At 57.9% G+C, this 16,816-nt stretch carries 12 protein-coding genes, 1 tRNA gene and 2 pseudogenes; 8 read left to right on the forward strand and 7 right to left on the reverse strand.

Features of this window, described 5'->3' with window-relative positions; all coding sequences use genetic code 11:
- Positions 1–43 precede the first annotated feature (43 nt).
- The 3 genes and pseudogenes from ACZ1G7_RS17805 (at position 44) to ACZ1G7_RS17815 (ending at position 3,283) form a co-directional block, all read left to right on the forward strand.
- Positions 44–1,599 (forward strand): annotated as a pseudogene (locus ACZ1G7_RS17805) (trimethylamine methyltransferase family protein).
- A 71-nt stretch (positions 1,600–1,670) separates the two neighbouring features.
- On the forward strand, positions 1,671–2,270 hold the full coding sequence (locus tag ACZ1G7_RS17810; protein ID WP_472660721.1) for a heme NO-binding domain-containing protein: 600 nt from the start codon (positions 1,671–1,673) through the stop codon (positions 2,268–2,270).
- The gene (locus tag ACZ1G7_RS17815; RefSeq protein WP_472660722.1) at positions 2,270–3,283 is read left to right on the forward strand and encodes a GGDEF domain-containing protein; all 1,014 of its coding nucleotides are present in this window, start codon (positions 2,270–2,272) and stop codon (positions 3,281–3,283) included. The genes ACZ1G7_RS17810 and ACZ1G7_RS17815 overlap by 1 nt, the downstream gene beginning before the upstream one ends.
- A 147-nt stretch (positions 3,284–3,430) precedes the next feature.
- Here ACZ1G7_RS17815 and ACZ1G7_RS17820 read toward each other — a convergent pair.
- The 6 genes from ACZ1G7_RS17820 to ACZ1G7_RS17845 form a co-directional block, all read right to left on the reverse strand.
- Positions 3,431–3,505, reverse strand: a tRNA-Glu gene (locus tag ACZ1G7_RS17820).
- A 73-nt stretch (positions 3,506–3,578) separates the two neighbouring features.
- Positions 3,579–5,240 (reverse strand): single-stranded-DNA-specific exonuclease RecJ, encoded by a 1,662-nt coding sequence (gene recJ, locus ACZ1G7_RS17825; protein ID WP_472660723.1) that lies wholly within the window; start codon positions 5,238–5,240, stop codon positions 3,579–3,581.
- Positions 5,241–5,326: 86 nt separating this feature from the next.
- Complete coding sequence (gene glpX / locus ACZ1G7_RS17830; protein WP_472660724.1) at positions 5,327–6,286, reverse strand: class II fructose-bisphosphatase; 960 nt, start codon at positions 6,284–6,286, stop codon at positions 5,327–5,329.
- Positions 6,283–6,972: a ceramidase domain-containing protein gene (locus ACZ1G7_RS17835; protein WP_472660725.1), complete on the reverse strand. Its 690-nt coding sequence runs from the start codon at positions 6,970–6,972 to the stop codon at positions 6,283–6,285. Before ACZ1G7_RS17835 ends, glpX begins: the two co-directional genes overlap by 4 nt.
- 6 nt (positions 6,973–6,978) lie before the next feature.
- On the reverse strand, positions 6,979–8,265 hold the full coding sequence (locus tag ACZ1G7_RS17840; RefSeq protein WP_472660726.1) for a homoserine dehydrogenase: 1,287 nt from the start codon (positions 8,263–8,265) through the stop codon (positions 6,979–6,981).
- 78 nt (positions 8,266–8,343) lie between these two features.
- Positions 8,344–8,676 (reverse strand): hypothetical protein, encoded by a 333-nt coding sequence (locus ACZ1G7_RS17845; protein WP_472660727.1) that lies wholly within the window; start codon positions 8,674–8,676, stop codon positions 8,344–8,346.
- A gap of 88 nt (positions 8,677–8,764) precedes the next feature.
- Here ACZ1G7_RS17845 and ACZ1G7_RS17850 point away from each other — a divergent pair, with 88 nt between their 5' ends.
- Positions 8,765–9,355 (forward strand): TetR/AcrR family transcriptional regulator, encoded by a 591-nt coding sequence (locus ACZ1G7_RS17850; protein WP_472660728.1) that lies wholly within the window; start codon positions 8,765–8,767, stop codon positions 9,353–9,355.
- 9 nt (positions 9,356–9,364) lie between these two features.
- Here the strand turns inward: ACZ1G7_RS17850 and glyA are convergent, their stop codons facing one another.
- A complete protein-coding gene (gene glyA / locus ACZ1G7_RS17855; protein ID WP_472660729.1) occupies positions 9,365–10,660 on the reverse strand; it encodes a serine hydroxymethyltransferase in 1,296 nt (431 codons plus the stop codon).
- A gap of 183 nt (positions 10,661–10,843) precedes the next feature.
- Here glyA and ACZ1G7_RS17860 point away from each other — a divergent pair, with 183 nt between their 5' ends.
- The 4 genes and pseudogenes from ACZ1G7_RS17860 (at position 10,844) to ACZ1G7_RS17875 (ending at position 16,762) form a co-directional block, all read left to right on the forward strand.
- Positions 10,844–11,611 (forward strand): NAD kinase, encoded by a 768-nt coding sequence (locus ACZ1G7_RS17860; RefSeq protein ID WP_472660730.1) that lies wholly within the window; start codon positions 10,844–10,846, stop codon positions 11,609–11,611.
- Between the two features lie 72 nt (positions 11,612–11,683).
- Positions 11,684–13,970 (forward strand): annotated as a pseudogene (locus ACZ1G7_RS17865) (NADP-dependent malic enzyme).
- A 78-nt stretch (positions 13,971–14,048) separates the two neighbouring features.
- The gene (locus ACZ1G7_RS17870) at positions 14,049–15,938 is read left to right on the forward strand and encodes a propionyl-CoA synthetase (protein ID WP_472660731.1); all 1,890 of its coding nucleotides are present in this window, start codon (positions 14,049–14,051) and stop codon (positions 15,936–15,938) included.
- Positions 15,938–16,762, forward strand: a complete 825-nt coding sequence (locus tag ACZ1G7_RS17875; RefSeq protein ID WP_472660732.1) for a hypothetical protein — start codon at positions 15,938–15,940, stop codon at positions 16,760–16,762. Before ACZ1G7_RS17870 ends, ACZ1G7_RS17875 begins: the two co-directional genes overlap by 1 nt.
- The last annotated feature ends 54 nt before the right edge of the window (positions 16,763–16,816 follow it).

A 16,816-nucleotide genomic window follows, 5' to 3' on the forward strand; every position in this document is an offset into this window, starting at 1 on the left:
TGTTGCATGTCAGCCTGACGGTCAAACGACCGGAGGGCAGATGATGGCCAACGATATGCCGCGCAGAACACGTAGCGGTGGGCGCGCGGGGAACAAACGGCGCACTGTCTCTAAATTGCCGGATCAGATGCCGTGGGATCCTCCGGTCAACCGCGACGCACCTACGGAACCGCTGGATCAGGACGGCGTTCAAGCCATCCACGAAGGCTGCATGCGCATCTTGTCGGAGATCGGGATCGAATTTCTTAATCCTGAGGCCTGCGAGATATTGAAAAAGGCCGGCTGCAAGGTCGACGGAACCAATGTCAAAATGGAAGAAGATTTCGTCATGGAGATGGTGGGCCATGCGCCGTCCGAGTTCACTATCACGCCGCGCAACCCCGACCGCGCGATCACGATGGGTGGGAAAAATCTACTCTTTGGCAACGTGTCGTCACCGCCCAATATGTGGGACTTGAAGCGCGGCAAACGGTCAGGCGATTTTGCAGGCTACCGCGACTTTATCAAGCTGACGCAGTTCTTTAACTGCATCCATTTTGCGGGTGGCTATCCAGTTGAGCCGATTGATATTCATGCCTCCGTCCGCCATCTCGACTGCCTGTTCGACAAGCTGACCCTGACCGACAAGGTGGTACATGCGTACTCTCTTGGGCAGGGCCGGGTTGAAGATGTGATGGAAATGACCCGCATTGCGGGCGGGCTGACGCGTGAGGAGTTCGATTCCAAACCGCATATGTACACCAACATTAATTCGGTCTCGCCGCTGAAACATGACTTCCCGATGTTGGAAGGGGCCATGATCCATGCGCGCCGCAACCAGCCGGTGATTGTGACGCCCTTTACCTTGGCGGGCGCCATGGCGCCGGTGACAATGTCGGGCGCCGTGACGTTGTCTTTGGCCGAAGGGCTGGCCGCGATTGCGCTGTTGCAAGTGGTCAATCCTGGCGCGCCTTGCGCGATTGGAACGTTTACGTCGAATGTCGACATGAAAACTGGCGCACCGGCCTTTGGCACGCCCGAATATATGCGCGCGACCCAGATGACTGGGCAGATGGGCCGGTTCTACAACTTGCCGATCCGCTCGTCCGGTGTATGCGCGGCCAACGTGCCCGACGGACAGGCAATGTGGGAGACATCAAATTCGCTTTGGGCCGCCGTCCAATCAGGCACCAATGTTGTCTACCATGCGGCTGGCTGGCTGGAAGGTGGGCTGATTGCGTCGCCCGAGAAATTCATCATGGACTGCGATGTTTTGCAGCAAATTCAACGCTATATGCAGCCTGCGACCTTCGCGACCACGCCTGATGACATTGCGGTTGACGCAATCAAAGACGTGGGCCCTGACGGGCATTACTTTGGATGTCAGCACACGCAAGAACGCTATGAGACCGCCTTTTACAGCCCGCTCATCTCGGACTGGTCGAACTTTGAGGCTTGGGATTTGGGCGGTGCTGTTTGGACGGCGGAACGCGCCCACGAGATGTACAAGGGTATAATCGAGGAGTTCGAGGCCCCCCCATGGATATTGCGATCCGTGAGGAGCTGTCAGAATTCGTCGAAAAACGGAAGGCCGAAGGCGGTGTGGCAACGGATTTCTAAGCGGCGTTTAGCGAAGAATTAAGACTCTGCGGTTTATGGCTAACCCCCAGTGAGTAGTCACAGGGATCGCCATGTTTGGGCTCATCAACTTTGCAATCCAAGGGTTCGTTCAAGACACCTACGGGCGCCCTGTGTGGGAGCAGGTGACGCGCGATGCCCATCTTGATTTTCGCGACTTTGAAGCGATGCTGCCCTATGATGACACGCTGACGGAAGCGGTTTTGGACGCCACAACACTGGTCTTGAAGAAAGACCGTCAAAGCGTTCTGGAAGATATCGGCACTTACCTTGTGACCAACCCGAATATGGAAAGGGTACGCCGTTTGCTGCGTTTCGGTGGGCGGGAATTCGAAGATTTCCTGATGTCGCTTGATGAACTGACCGGACGCGTAAAGCTCGCGATACCAGATCTAGAAATGCCTCAAATCACCATCCGAAGCCATGGGCACGGTGTCTACAGACTGAAACTTGAATGCGATATCGAAGGATATGGCGCGGTTTTGCTGGGGATGTTGCAAGCGCTTGCCGACGACTATGGCGCGCTTGTTTTAACAGATTTGAAACGCGCCAATTCAGAGGATGGCATTACGGAACTTATTGAGATTGAGCTGCTGGAAACGTCGTTCAGCGAGGATAGGGGCTTGGACCTTGGTGCAGGTATGCGGCCGTAATGTCGATCACGATCCCATATACCGGGTTGAACGCATTGATGCCAATGCACGCCATTGTCGCGCCATCCGGTGTGATCAGGCATGTTGGCCCCTCCCTCAAAAAGATCGCGGGCGACAGGCCGCTGACAAATGCCGTTTTCTTGGAACGGTTTGAAATTACACGGCCTTTTGGCATCGAAGCGTTCTCCGACTTGTACGAGCAGGAAAATGCAAAAATCCGGGTTCAGGTCAAAGGCGGTTCACGAAAGGGCGACACAATGACATTGCGCGGATCGGCGCAACGTCTCCTACATGCGGAAGGTATGTTGATTGATTTGTCTTGGGGCATATCAATTGTAGATGCAGTTCAGCGGTTCAACCTCTCGGCAGCGGATTTTGCACCTGCCGACCCCTCGATTGACATGCTTTACCTGATCGAAGTGAACAATGCGGCAATGGCAGAAAGCAAGCGGCTCAACGCTCGCTTGCAAGGCGCAAGACGGCAAGCAGAAATGCAGGCCCATACTGATCCTCTAACCGGTTTGCACAACCGCAGGGCGCTTGATCTGCAGCTAAACCGTTTGGCGGATGACGACGTTCCATTCGCCGTGATGAATATCGATATGGACTACTTCAAATCGGTGAATGACACGTATGGACATGCTGCAGGTGATCGGGTTTTGGAGGCGGCTGCGGGGGTTCTACGTCAGGAAACACGTTCAGAGGATTTCGTCGCACGTATCGGCGGCGACGAATTTATCGTAGCATTTGAGGGCCTTACGGATGTCGAGCAATTGCTCAGCATCGCCAATCGGATCATTGTTGGGTTCGAAAGACCCGTCGTCGTTGACAACGCGGTTTGCAAAGTGTCCGCCAGTATCGGCCTCACTTTAAGTTCGTTTTATGATCGCCCAAATATTGAGGTCATGTTGGACGACGCGGATCAGGCACTCTACAAGTCCAAAGATGCGGGTCGCTCCCGTGCAACCGTTTTTGACCCGGCGCAGCCTGCAAAGGCTGTAGGACAAAACTAGTCATCTGCAAGCCGTTGTTAATGGTGGATACGAAAAATCCAGTACCTTCTTGCGAGTCGCGCCGACAGTTTTATGCAACGTCGCTTGGCCAGATAGCTCTACGAATGCGGTAATTCAGCTACTCGAATGACAAAGGAAAAACACTGCTGGTACTCCCTAGGGGAATCGAACCCCTCTTTCCAGGTTGAAAACCTGGCGTCCTAACCGATAGACGAAGGGAGCACTCGGCAGTGAGAGGCTATTTAGGCGAGCGACGGCGGGCTGACAAGTCGAAATTTGCGACAAGCGCGAATTTTTATCCCGCGCTTGGTGCTGCATCCTCAAGCCGCAGTTGGACGGATTGGCGGCCCTGCCACGTATTGATTTCGATACGACCAGCGAGATGAAATTTGGCGCCTTTATGTTGCATTAACGCCTGCATCAGTCCGTTCTCAGCCGCGCCGAAGCTGATTGCCTCTGTCTTGGGGCCAATCCCGTCGGAGAAGCTCAATTTCAGATGACCCTGGCCGACTTCTTTTGCGAAATGGATGTGTTGGTCAGGGAAGGCAAAACGCGGCGCGGCGGCCCCCGCCCCAAAAGGGCCCGCGCGTTCCAGCTGTTCCACCAAAGGCACCGTTGCGGCGCTTGTCATCATCAGCCCATCAAGCCGCAGGTCTCTCGGTCCCAAAGCGCTCGCGCCTTGTTGTTCCATTAGTTCAGATAGCCGCAGCATTGCTGCTTCAAGCATGTGCTCTTCGACCGTCAGCCCAGCGGCCATCTTATGCCCGCCGCCCTTAAGCAAAAGGCCTTCACGTGCTAGTTTTTGAATCTGTGCGCCCAGATCAATGCCCGACACAGACCGCGCCGAGCCCTTGCCGATACCGTCTTCCAACCCGATCACGACGGCGGGACGGTTGGTGGCTTCTTTCAGCCGCGACGCGACGATCCCAACGACACCAGGATGCCATCCAGCCCCCGCCGCCCAGACCAGCGGTGCGTCATATCCGCGCTCTTCTGCCTGCGCTAGGGCGGCAATGCGGACCTGCTCTTCGATCTCGCGCCGCTCTGAATTCAACGCATCCAGACGTTCCGACAAGGCCTGTGCCTCGGCCAAATCCTGTGTCGCAAGCAGCCGCGCGCCAAGGTCGGGCTTGCCGACGCGTCCACCCGCATTGATCCGCGGGCCTAGCAAAAAGCCAAGGTGGTAAGAAGTCGGCGCCGTATCCATGCGCGCGACGTCGGCCAAGGCCGTCAAGCCGACGCGCCGCCTTTGCGCCATCACTTTCAAACCTTGGACGACCAAGGCGCGATTGACCCGGATTAACGGAGCCACATCTGCTACAGTGCCCAAGGCCACGAGGTCCAAAAGCCCCATCAAATCAGGCGTTTCTTGTCCTTGTTGGCGTAGCACTCTGTTGGCGGCCACCAGTGTTAGAAACACGACGCCAGCCGCGCAGAGATGGGCCAGATCGCCAGTTTCGTCTTGTCGGTTTGGATTCACGACGGCGAGGGCAGGGGGCAAGGTTTCGCCGCCCAAATGGTGATCGAGCACGATCACATCCGTGCCTTTAGCCGCTGCCAATGCGTCATGGCTGAGCGTGCCGCAATCAACACAGATGATCAGATCGTGGTCCCGCGCAAGCATCTCCATCGCGGGTTCGTTCGGGCCATAGCCTTCGTCAATGCGGTCGGGAATATAAAGCGTGGCGCTGCGGTTCTGGTCGCGCAACCACGTGATCAAAAGGGCAGCAGAGGTCGCCCCGTCGACGTCATAATCTGCGAAAATGGCGATGCGGTCTTGGCCGCTGACTGCCGCGACGATGCGCGCCGCCGCGATGTCCATATCGCGCAGAACCGATGGGTCGGGCAGAAGGTCTTTCAAGGTCGGGCTCAGGTATCGGTCCGCCTCAGCCGCAGGGACCCCAAGCCGCGCCAGTGTCTGGCAAACCGGTCGAGGCAGCTCTGTTTGCTGAGCCATGGCCTCCGCTAAACGATCTTGTTCGGGGTTGACCCCAACCCAGCGGCGCCCTGTCAGGGACGCCTCTACGTTCAGAAAAGCGGCGTTCAAACCGGGTTGCGGTAGGTCATGCGCCGAACGGACCCGGTCTTGGACCGCATCAAAATCGTCTCGGTCGTCATGAAGCCAACCTCACGCTGAATGCCCGCAAGGATTGAGCCGTCTGTGACGCCGGTGGCCGCAAAAATTACGTCCTCTGTGACCATGTCGTCGCGCGTGTAGACGCGGTCAAGATTGGTAATACCGGCCTTCTTGGCGCGGCCACGCTCGTCATCGTTGCGGAATGTCAGACGGCCATACATTTGCCCACCCATGCATTTCAAAGCAGCGGCAGCCAAGACGCCCTCGGGCGCGCCGCCGGACCCCATATACATATCGATACCAGTCTTCGCGGCTTCGGCGCAGTGGATGATGCCTGCGACGTCGCCATCTGTGATCAGGCGGATTGCTGCATCGGTCGACCGAATTTGTTCGATCATGTCCTCATGGCGGGGCCGTTCCAGAACGCAAACGGTGATGTCGCTGGTCGAGCAGCCCTTGGCGGCAGCAAGCGCGTTGACGCGTTCGGCAGGTGACATATCCATCGTCACCACCCCGTTGCGGTATCCTGGGCCCACGGCCAGCTTGTCCATATACACATCCGGCGCGTGCAACATCGAGCCGCGTGGCCCCATAGCGATCACCGTCAGCGCATTTGGCATATCTTTGGCGGTCAGCGTCGTACCTTCCAAAGGGTCAAGGGCGATATCAACTTTGGGGCCTTTGCCAGAGCCGACTTCTTCGCCGATGAACAGCATCGGGGCTTCATCCCGTTCGCCCTCGCCGATCACGACAACGCCTGCAATATCGAGCAGGTTCAGCTGTTCGCGCATCGCGTTCACCGCAGCTTGGTCCGCAGCTTTCTCGTCGCCGCAGCCGATCAACTTGGCTGACGCCAAGGCAGCCGCTTCCGAGACACGGGCCAAGCCCAGCGACAACATGCGGTCCTGAAATTCAACTTTGCTCATGGGGGAGGGGTCCTTTTTACATTGAGGATCAGCGCTTGAAGTAGCAAGCCAATCATCAGCCCATTTAGAATATGCCAAACATAATGAATGCCGATCGGCAACGTCTCGCAAACTGCCATATCAAAGGTGCGGAAGGTAAGCGAGACCATAAAAACAAGTGTTGCCGACAAGAACCAATACCGGATTGGGTGGCCCCGCAAGAGTGTGATAGCCGAAAACACCACCATCGCGATGACAGCTGGCAGGTATTGCTCTGAGCCGTTGAACCGGCTCGGCGCAGCCGATACGTCGCCCGTAGACCCCGTATCGGCTGCGAGGTAAATCACGGTGCCAATGGCGGCGGCTATCACCACGCCGATGGCGATCTTGCGTGGCGGCGCGTTTCCGATCAGTGCGATGCAAACCAGCGTATAGAAAGCCACAAAGGTCCAAATAGGCAGCACATCGGCAAAGCTGGCCCAAACAGTTGCGTGGGTGTGAAACAGGAAGGACCCGGTGCCAATACAGAAAGCCAGGACGATCAGTACCCAGACAGATACGTTCCAAACACCGCGCTTCGCGGCGCTATAGGCACCCCAAAATGCGGCCAAGATGAAGGCTAGGTTCGAAACCGCATTGAGCGGCTCTGCCCAATAAGAAGGGTCCACGCGCTCGCAATAAATATCGACATGCGCGTGCCAATTCATTGTGGCTTAAGCCTTTTCAATCCGCAACGCGACCGGGGCGCCACTGACGACGCCAGTCTGGGGCAGGGCCGACAAAGCAGCCTGTAACGCATCGGTGCCTGTCGTGTGCGTCACAATCAAGACAGGTGCGACGGCGTCTGCGTGGTCATATTGGCGCATCCGGTCAATGGAGACGCCTGCGTCACCCAGCACTGTCGCGACTTTCGCCATAGCGCCCGGTTTGTCCTCAAGCGCTAGACGTAGATAGTAGGGTGCAGGCGTCGCGGTCTTGGCCGATTTCGCCTGTTCAAGAACGCTGGCTGGCTGACCAAAGGTCGGCAACCTGATGTCGCGGGCAATGTCCATGATATCCGACATGACAGCCGAAGCGGTCGGGCCTTCGCCCGCGCCCGCGCCGCGCAGCACAATCTGGCCCACGTGATCGCCTTCCAGCACGATCATATTCGTGCCGCCATCGAGCTGCCCCAAGGGCGAAGTCGCAGGCACAAGGCAGGGCGCCATTGACTGTTCCAGCCCGCGTGCGGTGCGCTGTGCGGACCCTAACAGTTTGATCTTAAAGCCCATGTCGGCTGCGTGGTTGATGTCTTCAATGGTGACGTTCTCGATCCCCTCAAGCGCAATGCCGTCGAAATCGACCTGCGTGCCAAAGGCGATCGCGCTCAGGATCGCAAGCTTATGCGCCGCGTCGATGCCACCTACGTCCAGTTGCGGATCGGCCTCTAGATATCCCAGCCCGTCAGCTTCTGCGAACACCTCAGCGTAACTTAGCCCCGCACTTTCCATTCGGGTCAGGATGTAGTTGCACGACCCGTTCATTACGCCCATGACCCGATCGATGTCATTGCCAGCCAGCCCTTCGGTCAGCGCCTTGATCACGGGGATTCCGCCCGCAACTGCCGCCTCAAACCGGATCACTCGGCCCGCATCTTCGGCAAGTTCCGCCAGAGCTTGTCCATGCATCGCCAGCATCGCTTTGTTAGCGGTGACCACGTCCTTGCCGGCTTTAATTGCGGCCTCAACGGCCTCTTTTGCGGGGCCTTCTTCACCGCCGACCAGTTCAACAAACACATCCACGTCGTCGCGTGTTGCAAGGGCGACAGGGTCGTCTTCCCATGCATAGCTCGACAGGCTGACTCCGCGATCCTTGTCACGTGACCGCGCCGAGACTGCAGTAATCACGATCTCTCGGCCGGCGCGTGCGCCAAGCAAGTTGGCTTTCTGTCGAATGATTTTGACCACGCCCGCGCCAACGGTCCCAAGTCCTGCAATTCCCAAACGTAACGGGTCGGCCATTGAGGGTCTCCATATTGGCGGCGTCTGTTGGAGGTCTGTTAGCGGGGTTTGGGGCGGGGTGCAACGCGCCCCATAAGACTAAAGCCGCGCTGCGTTGCGCCGACCTGCCTCAATCAGCTTCAATCGGCTCGCGCCGTCAAAAACGCTACGCCCTTTCAACGCGGCCGCGCGTGATTTCAACGCGGCCAGCCGGGATTGAAGCGAAGCCGCGTCATCCTCAATGGTGGACCCCGCATTGGACTTGGCGATCAGCTGATCCAGCGGCAAAAGCGTGGGGTAAGGTGCGTTCTGCGCGGCCTGGCTGATCGTGCCCCCACGTGGCGGTAAATTGTTGGCGCAGGCGGACAGAAGCCCGGCCAAAATTGCGAGGCTAACGGCGCGAATGCAAGTCTGTGTCAGGCGCGGAATCATGATGGTACCATACGCACAGCCGCATTTGCGCGTCCACCATCACGGTTAACGCCTTGAACTGAACGCTCGTTCATATACGCTTGCTGATATGGCGCGAAAGACTGGATCACATTCTGATATCACCGGCCCAAAGGTGCATGAGGCGGCGATGCGCCTGTTCACTGAACATGGCTATGCTGGTGTGTCGATGCGCCAAATCGCGGCGGAGGTCGGAGTTCAGGCGGGCGCGCTCTATCTGTACACGCCCAACAAGCAAGCGCTGTTGTTCACGTTGCTTCTTGAACAAATGCGCGGCGCCGTTGCCTCGCTAGACGCAGTCGACTTGATCGGCACGGCCAGCCAAAAGATCGAAGCCTTTGTACGTGCGCATTTCCAATACCATATGGGCGGCCCCCACGGAACATTTATCCCCTATACAGAACTGCGAAACCTCACGCCTGAAAACTACAAAAAGCTCGAAGAGATGCGGCGTATATATGAGGCCGAGCTCGAAAGTATCATTCGGGCGGGACAGGAAACAGCCGAGTTTGAAGTTGAAGACAGCAAGCTGTCGACTCTGGTTGTCATCTCAATCTTGAACGGCGTCTTGGCGTGGTACCGACCTGACGGACGTGTGCCCCTGTCTCAGGTCGAAGACCACTATGTTGCGGTTGTTCAGAAAGCCCTCCGGGCGGCCTAGCGCCGTTTCCTACAGCTCCCCATAGATCGGGAATTTGTCGCAGAGCTGTTGGACCTCGGTGCGGACTTTGGCTTCGACGGCGGCGTTGCCGTCCTCGCCATTTGCGGCCAGCCCGGCGGTGACTTCGACGATCCAGTCGGCGATCTGGCGGAATTCGGGCTCGGCGAAGCCGCGGGTGGTGCCCGCGGGGCTGCCCAGGCGCAGGCCGGAGGTCACCATCGGCTTTTCGGTGTCAAACGGGATTCCGTTCTTGTTGCAGGTGATATGCGCACGGCCCAAAGCCTTCTCAGCCGCGTTGCCTTTGACGCCTTTGGGGCGCAGATCGACCAGCATCACATGCGTGTCCGTGCCGCCAGTGACGATGTCCAGACCGCCCGCAATCAGCTGATCGGCCAGGGCCTGCGCGTTCTTGATCACCTGGACCTGGTAGTCCTTGAAGCCCGGCTGCAGCGCCTCGCCAAAGGCCACAGCCTTGGCCGCGATCACATGCATCAGCGGGCCGCCCTGGATGCCGGGGAAGATGGCGGAGTTGAATTTTTTGGCCATGGCCTCGTCATTGGTCAGGATCATGCCGCCGCGCGGACCACGCAAGGTCTTGTGGGTCGTTGTCGTGGCTACATCCACATGTGGGAAGGGTGAGGGGTACACACCCGCCGCGATCAGCCCCGCAAAATGCGCCACATCCGCCAGCAGGAACGCCCCCACCTTGTCGGCAATCGCGCGGAATTTGGCAAAATCCAGCTGCCGCGGGATGGCCGAGCCGCCGGCGATGATCATCTGTGGTTTATGCTCCAGCGCAAGCGCCTCAAGCTGGTCATAATCCACGTCCAGCGTGTCCTCGCGCACACCGTATTGCACCGCGTTGAACCATTTGCCCGACTGGTTTGGCGCCGCGCCATGGGTCAGATGCCCGCCCGCATCCAGGCTCATGCCGAGGATGGTGTCGCCCGGCTTCAGCAGCGCCTGAAACACGCCCTGGTTGGCCTGAGAGCCGGAGTTCGGCTGCACATTCGCAAAGCCACAGCCAAATAGCTGCTTGGCGCGCTCAATCGCCAGATTTTCCGCCACATCCACATATTGGCAGCCGCCATAATAGCGCCGCCCCGGATAGCCTTCGGCGTATTTGTTCGTCATCACCGAACCCTGCGCCTGCATGACCGCCTTGGAGACGATGTTCTCCGACGCAATCAGCTCAATCTCGTCCCGCTGCCGCCCCAACTCAGACGTGATCGACGCAAACAGTTCCGCGTCGCGAGACGACAGCTCTTCTGTGAAAAATCCGGTGTCGCGATGAGAGGCATTCATGGGGCAGGCTCCTTAAATCCGAATGGAATTGAGGCTGCATAGATCGAATCCGGCCCAGCGGGAAGCGCATAAAACGACGCAGAGTATGGGATTTCCGGCTCATTATTATGAATTGCGTTCAGAAGCGGGGCTTGTGTTTTGCGCCTCACAGCGCAATCAATTGCAAGGAGGAGCCACTAACCCATGCCGAAGACAGGAAAAATCGCCTTTACTGCCTCCGATACCGAGGTTGCCCAGAATGCGCTCGCTGTCTTGTCGAACCGCTACGGTCAATGCGCCCCGGAAGCCGCCGAAGTGATCGTGGCCTTAGGTGGCGACGGGTTCATGTTGCATACGATGCACGAAACCCAACGTCTCGACACGCCCGTCTACGGGATGAATTGCGGCACAGTCGGCTTCTTGATGAACGAATACGCAGGGACGGGACTGACCGATCGCCTGGCCGAGGCTCAAGAAGAGGCGATCAACCCCCTTCGAATGGTCGCGCAACGTGAAGATGGCTCGACCTACGAAGCGCTCGCTATCAATGAAGTGTCTTTGCTGCGTGCAGGCTCGCAGGCAGCACGCTTGAAAATATCAGTCGATGGCCGGGAGCGTATGCCGGAACTTGTGTGTGATGGCGCTTTGGTCGCCACACCTGCAGGGTCGACCGCGTATAATTATTCAGCGCATGGCCCGATCCTTCCGATTGGCGCTGACGTTTTGGCGCTGACAGCGATGTCGGCTTTTCGTCCCCGCAGATGGCGCGGCGCGTTGCTACCAAAGTCCGCGAAGGTCCGCATCGACGTGTTGCAGCCTAAGAAACGCCCTGTGATGGCGGATGCGGATGGCAGGTCAGCAGGCAGTGTTTTGTCGGTTGAGATCCGTTCAGACCCGAGTGTAACCCATCGCATTTTGTTTGACCCGGGTCATGGGCTGGAAGAACGCTTGATTAACGAGCAATTTACCTAGAAACCGTAGGCCATCGTGGCGAAGCAAAAAATAGTTTAATATTAAACTAGTTTTCAATCGGGAGGGTCTGACATGGCCGAAGAGCGCAAAGACTCGCAAAGACAATCCGCACTGGATTACCACAAATTCCCAAAACCCGGTAAGCTGGAAATACGCGCGACCAAGCCTTTGGCCAATGGCCGCGATCTGGCGCGGGCCTATTCGCCCGGCGTTGCGGAAGCCTGCCTAGAGATCAAGGAAAATGCCAGCTTTGCGCGTGATTATACCTCGCGCGGCAATCTGGTCGCGGTTGTCACCAATGGCACGGCAGTTCTGGGCCTTGGCAATATCGGCGCTCTCGCATCCAAGCCGGTGATGGAAGGCAAGGCGGTTCTATTCAAGAAGTTCGCCAATATCGATTGCTTTGACATCGAGCTAAACGAAAGCGATCCCGAAAAGCTGGCTGATATCGTGTGCGCATTGGAACCCACCTTTGGCGCGATCAACTTGGAAGACATCAAGGCACCCGATTGCTTTATTGTAGAGCAGAAATGCCGTGAGCGGATGAACATCCCTGTCTTCCATGATGATCAGCACGGCACCGCGATTGTGGTCTCCGCCGCAGCTACCAATGCGCTGATCTTGAACAAGAAAAAGTTTGAAGACATCAAGGTTGTCTCCACTGGCGGCGGCGCGGCGGGGATTGCGTGTCTCAACATGTTGTTGAAGCTTGGCGTGAAGCGCGAAAATGTCTGGCTCTGCGACATTGCCGGGCTGGTCTATGAAGGCCGTACTGAGGAAATGACACCGCAAAAGGCCGAATACGCGCAGAAATCTGACCTACGCACGCTGGACGATGTGATCGAAGGCGCCGATCTTTTCCTCGGCCTGTCTGGGCCCGGCGTTCTGAAACAGGACATGGTCAAGAAAATGGCCAAGGCCCCGATTATTTTCGCGCTCGCCAACCCGACGCCTGAGATTATGCCTGAGCTTGTTCGGGAGGTTGCACCAGACGCAATTATCGCCACTGGGCGCAGCGACTATCCTAATCAGGTAAATAACGTGCTCTGCTTTCCTTTCATCTTCCGCGGCGCGCTTGATGTCGGCGCGACGGAGATCAATGACGCCATGAAGATCGGCTGCGTTGAAGGCATCGCAGCCCTTGCACGCGCCACCACCAGCGCTGAGGCAGCAGCGGCTTATCGCGGCGAAGAAATGTTGTTCGGCCCTGACTATCTGATCCCGAAACCTTTCGATCCGCGCTTGATGGGGGTCGTGGCCTCCACCGTGGCCAAAGCCGCAGGTGAAAGCAAAGTTGCCGAACGACCGATAGAGGACTTGGCTGACTACAAAGAATCGCTCGACGCCTCTGTTTTCAAATCTGCCCTTATCATGCGCCCTGTGTTCGAGGCCGCTGCGACTCAGGCGCGTCGCATTGTCTTCACCGAAGGTGAAAGTGAGCGGATCATGCGCGCGGCCAATGCCATGTTGGAGGAAACGACCGACATTCCGATCCTAGTCGGTCGCCCGCAGGTCATTGAAGCACGCGCAGAAAAGCTTGGCCTTAGCATCAAGCCCGGTCGCGATTTTGAATTGGTGAATCCGGAAAAAGACGACCGGTATCGTGAATACTGGGAAACATATCATAGGCTTATGGCACGGCGCGGTGTGACGCCGGATCTGGCCAAGGCGATCATGCGGACCAATACGACGGCGATTGGCGCTGTGATGGTGCATCGCGACGAAGCGGATCTCGATGATCTGCGGCACCTTTGGTCAGTACCTTTGGCATCTCAATTATGTGCAGCAGGTGCTGGGCGGGGGCCCTGAAAAACTGCACCCGGTCGGCGCGCTGTCGCTGATGATTTTGGAAGACGGGCCGCTCTTCATTGCCGATACGCATGTGCACGCCGCGCCCAACGCCGACCAGATCGCTGAGACCGTTTGCGCCGCCGCGCGCCACGTGCGCCGCTTCGGTGTGGAACCCAAGATTGCGCTGTGCTCCAACTCCCAGTTTGGGAACTTAGATTCCGCCTCCGGTCGGCGTATGCGGGAAACTTTGGCCATTCTCGACGCCACTCCGCGCGATTTCGCCTATGAGGGTGAGATGCATGCAGATGCTGCCTTGGACGCTGATGTACGTGCCCGGTTGTTTCCCGGTGCCCGCTTCGAAGGGCCCGCCAATGTTCTGGTTTTCGCCAACACAGATGGCGCTTCCGGAGTGCGAAACATTCTGAAGATGAAGGCAGGTGGTCTCGAAGTTGGCCCGATCCTGATGGGTATGGGGAACAAGGCGCATATCGTAACCCCGTCAATTACAGCGCGCGGTTTGCTCAATGTTTCGGCTATCGCAGGGACGCCGGTCGCGACCTACGGATAGCGTTATCATGGACCAGCCTCTTGCGTGGGGCGCTGCAAAGCGGCAAAACCTTTTTTGAAAAATGAAGGAGGTTGTTCCGTGGGATACGCAGAGGTTTATAAAAGCTGGCAAGACGATCCGGAACGGTTCTGGATGGACCAAGCCAAGTCCATCGACTGGGCGCAGGCCCCCTCCAAAGCGTTATTCGACGAAAATGCGCCGCTCTATGAATGGTTCAAAGACGCCCGCGTTAACACCTGTTGGAACGCCGTTGATCGCCATGTTGACGCAGGGCGCGGCGACCAAGCCGCGATCATCTATGATAGCCCCGTCACCGACACCAAGCGCCAGATCACCTATGCTGAGCTGAAAGACCAGGTGGCCTCCCTTGCGGGTGCGCTTGCCGCCAAAGGCGTCGTCACCGGTGACCGCGTGATCATCTACATGCCCATGGTCCCCGAGGCGCTGACCGCCATGCTGGCCTGCGCACGCATTGGCGCAATTCATTCGGTGGTCTTCGGCGGGTTTGCTGCCAATGAGCTGGCGGTGCGCATCGATGACGCAACGCCCAAAGCCATCATCGCAGGTTCTTGTGGGATCGAGCCGGGGCGCGTTGTCGAATACAAACCGCTCCTCGATGGCGCGATTGAGCTGGCTGAGCATGAACCAGATTTTTGCATTATCCTGCAGCGTGAACAAGCGCCCGCCAGCCTGATAGAGGGACGTGATTTCGACTGGAACGCAGTGCAGGAGGGCGTGACGCCTGCAGACTGTGTGCCCGTCTCCGGCGACCATCCGGCCTATATTCTCTATACATCTGGCACCACTGGCGCGCCCAAAGGCGTCGTGCGGCCAACCGCTGGCCATTTGGTCGCACTGAACTGGACCATGAAAAACATCTACGACGTCAACCCGGGGGAGGTCTTCTGGGCCGCCTCCGACGTGGGTTGGGTCGTGGGCCACAGCTACATCTGCTACGCGCCGCTGATCACCGGCAACACCACCATCGTATTCGAAGGCAAACCCATCGGCACGCCTGATGCAGGCACCTTCTGGCGCGTGATGTCGGAGCACAAAGTCAAAAGCTTTTTTACCGCGCCCACGGCCTTCCGCGCGGTCAAACGCGTCGACCCAAAGGGTGAATTCTACGCCAAATATGATCTGTCGGGCCTGCGCGCAATCTATCTGGCGGGCGAACGCGCCGACCCCGATACAATCGAATGGATACAAGACCTTACCGGCAAGCCGGTCTATGATCACTGGTGGCAGACTGAGACCGGATATACCATCGCGGGCAACCCGGCGGGGCTGGAGCCGCTGCCCGTCAAGATCGGGTCGCCCACCGTGCCGATGCCGGGTTATGACGTGCAAATCCTAGATGATGCGGGCCACCCTGTCCCGGACGGCGATTTGGGCGCGATTGCGTTGAAATTGCCGCTGCCGCCGGGCACGTTGCCGACGCTTTGGAATGCAGAAGATCGGTTCCGCAAAAGCTACCTCAACACCTTTCCGGGGTATTACGAAACTGGCGATGCGGGCATGAAAGATGCCGACGGCTATCTTTGGATCATGGCGCGCACCGATGACGTGATCAACGTTGCCGGTCACAGGCTCAGCACCGGTGGGATGGAGGAAGTTTTGGCGGGCCACCCAGACGTCGCTGAATGTGCTGTCATCGGTGTCGCGGATGAGCTGAAGGGCCAACTGCCCATGGGTTTCTTGTGCCTGTCGACCGGCGTTAACCGACCTCATGATGAGATTGTCAAAGAGGTCATCGCCCGCGTCCGCGACAAAATCGGCCCCGTAGCGGCATTCAAACTGGCGCTGGTTGTTGACCGGTTGCCAAAGACGCGCTCGGGTAAAATCCTGCGTGGTACGATGGCCTCAATCGCTGACGGGCGCGACTACAAGATGCCCGCAACCATCGATGACCCGGCCATTTTGGATGAGCTGACCGAGGCGATCAAATCCATTGGCTACGCCAAGTAATGCTTAAAGGGTGGCTGAGACGGTTTAACGGCGCTTCCGAAGAACAGGCCCCCGCACAGCCCGACACGCCCCGCAGGCCTGAACTGTCGACAGACCCCAAAGATGCGGGCGGCGTAAATACGCTGTGCCCAACCTATCGGGTCTTTCCGACCAGTTTCGAAGACCTGCGCCATTGGCGTCAAATGGTGGCCGCACGCCATCCTGACGCGACACTTCTTGCTAGCCTCGATCATCTGGGGCAGGCCGGTTACACCAGCTTTCACAGTCTCGAAACCCACCGCCTTGACGCGCCAGACGGCCATGATCTGAGCGGCCTACCGCCAGAGTGTTTCGACGGGGGTGAACATATTGGCTACCTGACCACAGAATCCGAATTTCCCATCCGTTTGGCGAATTTCCGCACGGGGCTGAAGGCCGCCCCAATTCGCACGACGACACTCAGCTGGGTTGATCCAAACCAAAGCGTTAGCATCGACGACGTAAACTTCGACCCGGATGCGGTGGTCGATCCCAAAGGCATCATTCAGGCCGTGCCCGTCTCAGACGCGGCCGATACGGTGGCGGCCTTTCCAAATGGTTATTTCGCAGGTGATTTGACACCTTTTGAAATACACGCGCTTGCGTCTGAGCTTGCGCCGCTGGGCTACCAGCTGATCGCCATCGGGGCGTCTTATGTAGCCTTTTGGGCCGATGCGGTTCTGTCGGATGTGCAAGTTGCGCAACGCAGCGCGATCATTGCCGCGCTCTACGATGACGCCGATATCGACGCTTTGAACGAAACGCTTGCGGGTGCCCGCCATTTGATCTTGCGTTACACCCAGTAAAGCCACGTGGGCGGGTTGAAACCCGCCTGGTCCGAAGGCACACTCGTCTCTCAA

Source organism: Litoreibacter sp. JB4-2 (assembly GCF_055693445.1).

Bases quoted from the DNA above. Each gene is read 5' to 3' on its own strand.
- ACZ1G7_RS17860 (WP_472660730.1), top strand. From the start codon at position 10,844: ATGCCGAAGACAGGAAAAATCGCCTTTACTGCCTCCGATACCGAGGTT.
- ACZ1G7_RS17840 (WP_472660726.1), bottom strand. From the start codon at position 8,265: ATGGCCGACCCGTTACGTTTGGGAATTGCAGGACTTGGGACCGTTGGC.
- ACZ1G7_RS17850 (WP_472660728.1), top strand. From the start codon at position 8,765: ATGGCGCGAAAGACTGGATCACATTCTGATATCACCGGCCCAAAGGTG.
- ACZ1G7_RS17810 (WP_472660721.1), top strand. From the start codon at position 1,671: ATGTTTGGGCTCATCAACTTTGCAATCCAAGGGTTCGTTCAAGACACC.
- glyA (WP_472660729.1), bottom strand. From the start codon at position 10,660: ATGAATGCCTCTCATCGCGACACCGGATTTTTCACAGAAGAGCTGTCG.
- ACZ1G7_RS17845 (WP_472660727.1), bottom strand. From the start codon at position 8,676: ATGATTCCGCGCCTGACACAGACTTGCATTCGCGCCGTTAGCCTCGCA.
- ACZ1G7_RS17835 (WP_472660725.1), bottom strand. From the start codon at position 6,972: ATGAATTGGCACGCGCATGTCGATATTTATTGCGAGCGCGTGGACCCT.
- ACZ1G7_RS17815 (WP_472660722.1), top strand. From the start codon at position 2,270: ATGTCGATCACGATCCCATATACCGGGTTGAACGCATTGATGCCAATG.
- recJ (WP_472660723.1), bottom strand. From the start codon at position 5,240: ATGGCTCAGCAAACAGAGCTGCCTCGACCGGTTTGCCAGACACTGGCG.
- glpX (WP_472660724.1), bottom strand. From the start codon at position 6,286: ATGAGCAAAGTTGAATTTCAGGACCGCATGTTGTCGCTGGGCTTGGCC.
- ACZ1G7_RS17875 (WP_472660732.1), top strand. From the start codon at position 15,938: ATGCTTAAAGGGTGGCTGAGACGGTTTAACGGCGCTTCCGAAGAACAG.